The following is a 6000-nucleotide window of genomic DNA, read 5'->3' on the forward strand; positions in this document are numbered from 1 at the left end:
TTCCATCTGGAAGATGTCGAAACTTGGAAAGTTTTTCTTTTTACGCCGTCCGCGCGGCCGCGGTCTCGCGCGCCTGCCGCGGCGGGCGGGCCTTGCGGGCGCGCAGGCCGTGGCCGAAAGCCACCACGAGACCGGCGAGCGCGACCCAATGTGCCGGCCGGATCGAGGCATAGTCCTGATAGGTCAGGATGTCGGCATTGGCCTGGAAGACCAGCCAGGCCGAGACGCCGGAAGTCGCGGCATACCAGCCCGCTTCGAGCCCGGCGGTGAGCAGCCCGGCGAGAAGCGCCACCCCCGCGAGCACAGGAATGGAGACCGGCAGCTTCCAGCGATAGAGACCGCGATAGAGCATGAGCAGCAGGAAAAGCCCGCTCATCAGCACGGCTTCGGTGACGTCGATCTTCGATTGCAGCGCGAAATGCAGCAGCGCCAGCACCGCGATCGGATAGACGAGATTGTGCAGGCGCTGCCAGTTCTTGCCGAGGCGGCGGATCATGCCGTCGGTCGAGGTCACGCCCTGCGCGACGAGGCCGAGAAGCGCGACGAAGCCGATCGTCAGGTAGAAGCGCTTGACGATCTCGGAGACGATCAGCCCCCAGTCGAAGGCCATGTCGATGCAGTAGAGCGTGAGATGGCCGAGCGCATAGGCCATGACGCCGAGACCCAGCATGCGGCGGATGCCGATCAGCTTGCCCCAGTCGAACAGCCTGCGGAACGGCGACACCGCCAGCGTAGCGATGAGGATACGCACCGTCCAGGTCCCGGTCTGGTGGATCGCCTGCGTCCAGGGCTTCGAGCCGAGCTGGTGCATCCAGGCGGCGTAGAACAGCATCAGCGCCGGCACGAGGAGCAGCGCGAAGGCTGCCGCGCGCAGGCCGGAGAAGCGGCCTTGCCGGTCGGTCCAGGGCAGCCAGGTTCGGAAGCCGGTAGGTGCGGTGCGGGCGTTCATGACCCCGGCATAAACGATGGGGTCCACCCCTGTCCTGCACATCTGGACACAAGGGCGTGAATGGTTTGTCCTGCCGACCCTTTCAACCGGGTCCGGTCATGGCGTCCAGCACTCCCACCGTCGTCTTCGATGTCGGCAACGTCCTGCTGCGCTGGGATGCGCGGCTGATCTATCGTTCGCTGATCCCGGAGCCCGAGCGGCTCGACTGGTTCATGCAGAACGTCTGCACGGGCGACTGGAATCTGGAGCAGGATCGCGGCCGCTCCTGGGAGGAGGGCGTGGCGCTTCTGGTCGAGCGGCATCCGGAATGGGAGCGTGAGATCCGCGCCTTCGACGAAAGCTGGCACGACAGCGTGCCCCATACCATCGCCGACAGCGTCGCGGTGCTGGAGGAACTGAAGGCGCGGGGCGAGAATGTCTACGCCATCACCAATTTCTCGCGCGAGAAATGGGCGGAATGCCTGGTCCGCTTCCCGTTCCTGCAAAGCTTCGACGGCGTCGTCGTCTCTGCCCATGAGCGGCTGCTGAAGCCCGATCCAGCAATCTATGAGGTGCTGCTCGATCGCTACGGCCTGAAGGCCGAGGACTGCATCTTCGTCGACGACAGCGAGAAGAACGTGGTGGGCGCCCGCAAGATCGGCATGCAGGCCGTCCATTTTGTCGAGCCCATCGACCTGCGCGCCGAATTGCGCGGCCTGGGCGTCAGGCTCTGACGGGCGAGGCCGGGTGTCGGAAGCCTCTTCGCTTCCCGCCCGATCAGCCCATTCAAAGGGATTGCGAGGGGCGCGTTCCGGAATCGGTCGGCCGGCTCGGCGCCGGGTTGTCCTGTCGCTGGCCCTTGCCGATCATTTCGCCGCGCGTGCGGATGACATGAGCCGTCACGACCTCCTGCACCCGCTTCTCGGCGGCGTCGCGCACGGCGCTGCGATTGGTCGGCCTGCCATCCTCGGTTTCGATCAGTTCGATCGTCGCGTTGGTCAGCGCGTCGACATCGCTCTTGCAGAACAGCATGGCGGCCTTGGCGACGACCTCGGCCTTCTCGTCGGTGAGAAGCATCGGCGCGCCCTCGCGCCCGATGCAGGCCAGCATCTTGCTGCGGATCAGGTCGCGGGTCTTCTCCAGCAGCGCCTTCTTCTCGGCCCGCGCCGCGCGTTCCTTCTCCGTCGCCTCGGGCGTCTGGGCCTGGGCGGGCGCGCCGGGCGTCACGGGCCCGCGCACATTGGCGCTCTGCTTCACGCATTCGACCAGCGCCGGCAGCATCTCGCCGGTCGAGGTCAGCGCGAAGGTATAGCGCGCGTCATTGGCCACCAGCTCGAGATAACGCCCCTGCCGGAAAGCGTTGATCAGCGCGGATTGCGCCGGCATGGCGATGGTGACGAGCGTCGGCGACTTGATGTTGGCGGTCACGTCGATGGTCGAGCTGCGGTCGAAGACGAGCTGCAGCTTCAGCGTCTCGCCGGTTCTCAACGTCCAGTCGGGCTTGGTGAAACCAAGCAGCCAGGAGAATTGCGCGGTGACCGAGGTCAGCATCGTGACACCGCTCTTGTAGCGGGCGCTGACGGCGCAATGCGAGAAGGCCCCCGTCTGGTCGTTGGTGAACGTTCCGCCCGACCAGTTGCCGACGACGATCTTGCCGAACGGGCCGGCCGCAGCGGCCGGCAGCGACAGAAGACAGCTCAGGGCGACGATCGCGGCCCGCATCAAGGTTCCTCCGTTGATATCCCGCCTCAAAGCTAAAGCAGGAGTGCAGCCTGGGGGAACCCGCTTTTTCATGAAACAGGCCGCCCGGCCGCAATGGCCGGGCGACCTGCCATGATCAATCGACGACGCGCACGGCGCCCTTGGCGGCGCTCGTCGTCGTCGCGGCATAGGCCTTCAGCGCGGTCGTGACCTTGCGCTTGCGCGGCGCTGCCGGCTTCCAGGCATCCTTGCCCTTGGCCTCCATCGCGGCGCGGCGGCGCGCCAGCTCATCGTCGGACACTTGCAGGGATATGCTACGATTGGGGATGTCAATCGCGATGATGTCGCCGCTCTCGACCAGGCCGATCGCGCCGCCCTCCGCCGCTTCCGGCGAGACATGGCCGATCGAAAGGCCGGACGAGCCGCCCGAGAAGCGCCCGTCGGTGATCAGCGCGCAGGCCTTTCCGAGGCCCTTCGACTTCAAGTAGCTCGTCGGATAGAGCATCTCCTGCATGCCCGGCCCGCCGCGCGGCCCCTCATAGCGGATCAGCACGATATCGCCTTCCTTGACCTTGCGGTTGAGGATGCCCTCGACCGCGGCGTCCTGGCTTTCGAAGATCACGGCCGGGCCGGAGAACTTGAGGATCGAGGCGTCCACGCCCGCCGTCTTCACGATGCAGCCGTCGAGCGCGATATTGCCGAACAGCACGGCCAAGCCGCCATCCCTCGAATAGGCATGCTCCGCGCTGCGGATCACGCCCTTTTCGCGGTCGCTGTCGAGTTCCTCGAAGCGGCGGCTCTGGCTGAAGGCGGTCTGGGTCGGCACGCCGCCGGGCGCAGCGCTATAGAAGGAGCGCACCGCCTCGCTCTCGGTCTGCGTGATGTCCCAGCGCGCCAGCGCGTCCGCCATCGTCGTGCTGTGCACGGTTGGCAGCGAGGTATCGATCAGTCCGGCGCGGTCGAGTTCGCCGAGGATCGCCATGATGCCGCCGGCGCGGTGGACGTCTTCCATATGCACGTCGGCGACGGCCGGCGCGACCTTGCACAGCACCGGCACGCGGCGCGACAGCCGGTCGATATCGGCCATGGTGAAGTCGATCTCGGCCTCATGCGCCGCTGCCAGAAGGTGCAGCACCGTATTGGTCGAGCCGCCCATGGCGATGTCGAGCGTCATCGCGTTCTCGAAAGCCTTGAACGAGCCGACATTGCGCGGCAGCACGCTCTCGTCGTCCTGCTCGTAATAGCGGCGGGCGAGATCGACGATCAGGTGGCCGGCCTCGACGAAGAGGCGCTTGCGGTCGGCATGGGTGGCGAGCGTCGAGCCGTTGCCGGGCAGCGCGAGACCCAGCGCCTCGGTCAGGCAGTTCATCGAATTGGCCGTGAACATGCCCGAGCAGGAGCCGCAGGTCGGGCAGGCCGAGCGCTCGATCACGTCGACCTGCTCGTCGGTATATTTGTCGTCGGCCGCCGCGATCATCGCGTCGACGAGATCGACCTTCTTCAGCACGCCTTCGGCGATGTACTTGCCGGCTTCCATCGGCCCGCCCGAGACGAAGACGGTCGGGATGTTCAGGCGCATCGAGGCCATCAGCATGCCGGGCGTGATCTTGTCGCAATTGGAGATGCAGACCATCGCGTCGGCGCAATGGGCGTTGACCATGTACTCGACGCTGTCGGCGATCAGCTCGCGCGAGGGCAGGCTGTAGAGCATGCCGTCATGGCCCATGGCGATGCCGTCATCGACCGCGATCGTGTTGAACTCCTTGGCGACGCCGCCGGCCTTCTCGATCTCGCGCGCGACGAGCTGGCCGAGATCCTGCAGATGGACATGGCCCGGCACGAACTGGGTGAAGGAGTTCACCACCGCGATGATCGGCTTGCCGAAATCGCTGTCCTTCATGCCGGTGGCGCGCCACAGGCCGCGGGCGCCGGCCATGTTGCGGCCATGGGTGGAGGTGGCGGATCTCAGCCTGGGCATCTCGTGCGTCTCCGGTCTCGGGCTCCTGATGTCCCGTTGCGCGACACGCTATCGCCCGCATGCCCCGCGGCAAAATTGAATTCTTCGATTTCCATGATCGGCGCCGCGCATGGCGGCTCCCGGTCCGGCCTAGAGGACAGACAGGTTACGAATTGCCATAACGGCTCTCGTCCGAGGGCGTGGGGAGAGGATAAGCACCATGCTGCGCAATATCGACGTGGACCTGCTGCGCAGCTTCGTCACGATCGCTGAGCTCAGGAGCTTCACGCGCGCGGCGGCCGCCCTGTTCCGCAGCCAGTCGACGGTCAGCACCCAGATCCGCCGCCTCGAGGAGCTCGCCGGGCAGACCCTGCTGCAGCGTTCGCCCCACGAAGTTCTTCTCACGCGCGCGGGCGAACAGTTCCTGGGCTATGCCCGCCGCATCGTCGCGCTGCATGACGAGGCGCTCGACGTCATCAATGCGCAGAGTGTCAGCGGCCGGGTCCGGCTCGCGGTGATGGACGATTACGCCACTATCGTCCTGCCGGAGACGCTGGCGCGCTTCGCCCGCTCGCACCCGGATGTCGAGCTGGAGGTCACGACCGGCTTCACCCGCGATCTCCTGAACAGCCTTGGCGAGGAGTTCGATCTCGTGCTCGCCACCCAGAAGGCCGGGGACGGGCGCGGTGATGTCCTGCGCAGGGAGCAGACGGCCTGGGCCTGCTCGGACCGCATCGCCTTCACTTTGGAGGAGCCCTTGCAGCTCGCGCTGTTGAAGGCGCCCAACATGTTTCGCGAATGGGCGCTCGAAGCGCTGAACGAGGCAGGCTTGCGCTGGCGCATCCTGTTCTCGTCGTCGAGCATCGGTGCCGTCGAGGCGATGGCGGCGTCCGGTGTGGCTCTGACCGTGGTCAAGGCGGGTACGGCCCGTCCCGGTCTTCAATTGCTGGGAGCGGAGCACGGCCTGCCGGCCCTGCCGGCGTCCGAGATCGCGCTGCATCTCGCGCCGGGCCGGGCTTCGGCGGCCGTCGCGGCGCTAAGCACCTTCCTGGCGGAGGCCCTGAGCGACGCGGTTGCTTTGCCCTGAGGCCGTATCCGGCAGGGCCTTTCCAACGGGCCTGGAGCAGGCGGTTTGGCGGGGCGGGCGAGAGGCCCTGGAAATCGGTCCGTCAGCAGCCCATTCGAGGCTCCAGGCTTATCCTTTCGTCTTAAGCCTCTGGATTTATTGCGGAACTCATTTTTGTCGAAAAACTTTCAAAAAGCGCGTTGACAGGAGAAAGGGGTCCCGCCTATAAACCGCCCATCGAGACGGCGCCGCCGCTGAGCGGCGCCTCTTCTGCGCTTCCTTAGGACGCTGGGGCTTAGGCCGGTTCGCCGGACGGTTTCCTGTCTGAATTTGTTGAAGCCACGCTGT

The 6000-nt window shown here is 66.0% G+C and carries 5 protein-coding genes; 2 read left to right on the forward strand and 3 right to left on the reverse strand.

The annotated features are described in order from the left end of the window. Positions 1 to 40: 40 nt before the first annotated feature. Positions 41 to 976, reverse strand: a complete 936-nt coding sequence (locus tag JHD80_RS19145) for a protein-methionine-sulfoxide reductase heme-binding subunit MsrQ (RefSeq protein ID WP_349237305.1) — start codon at positions 974 to 976, stop codon at positions 41 to 43. Positions 977 to 1047: 71 nt separating this feature from the next. Between JHD80_RS19145 and JHD80_RS19150 the strand changes: the two genes are divergently transcribed. Next, positions 1048 to 1662, forward strand: a complete 615-nt coding sequence (locus tag JHD80_RS19150) for an HAD family hydrolase (RefSeq protein ID WP_199090684.1) — start codon at positions 1048 to 1050, stop codon at positions 1660 to 1662. Positions 1663 to 1714: 52 nt separating this feature from the next. On the opposite strand, the gene JHD80_RS19155 is transcribed toward JHD80_RS19150, so the two are convergent. After that, complete coding sequence (locus JHD80_RS19155; protein ID WP_199090686.1) at positions 1715 to 2650, reverse strand: hypothetical protein; 936 nt, start codon at positions 2648 to 2650, stop codon at positions 1715 to 1717. 115 nt (positions 2651 to 2765) lie between these two features. Continuing rightward, complete coding sequence (gene ilvD / locus JHD80_RS19160) at positions 2766 to 4607, reverse strand: dihydroxy-acid dehydratase (RefSeq protein WP_199090688.1); 1842 nt, start codon at positions 4605 to 4607, stop codon at positions 2766 to 2768. 199 nt (positions 4608 to 4806) lie between these two features. Here ilvD and JHD80_RS19165 point away from each other — a divergent pair, with 199 nt between their 5' ends. Next, positions 4807 to 5673 carry a LysR substrate-binding domain-containing protein gene (locus JHD80_RS19165; RefSeq protein WP_199090690.1) on the forward strand — a complete coding sequence of 289 codons (867 nt, stop codon included), beginning with the start codon at positions 4807 to 4809 and terminating at the stop codon, positions 5671 to 5673. Positions 5674 to 6000 lie beyond the last annotated feature (327 nt).

This window comes from Allobosea sp. ASV33 (assembly GCF_016428755.1).
Lineage (GTDB): Bacteria > Pseudomonadota > Alphaproteobacteria > Rhizobiales > Beijerinckiaceae > Allobosea.

Excerpts from the sequence above, each read along its gene's own strand:
- JHD80_RS19150 (WP_199090684.1), top strand. The coding sequence starts at position 1,048 with ATGGCGTCCAGCACTCCCACCGTCGTCTTCGATGTCGGCAACGTCCTG.
- ilvD (WP_199090688.1), bottom strand. The coding sequence starts at position 4,607 with ATGCCCAGGCTGAGATCCGCCACCTCCACCCATGGCCGCAACATGGCC.
- JHD80_RS19155 (WP_199090686.1), bottom strand. The coding sequence starts at position 2,650 with ATGCGGGCCGCGATCGTCGCCCTGAGCTGTCTTCTGTCGCTGCCGGCC.
- JHD80_RS19165 (WP_199090690.1), top strand. The coding sequence starts at position 4,807 with ATGCTGCGCAATATCGACGTGGACCTGCTGCGCAGCTTCGTCACGATC.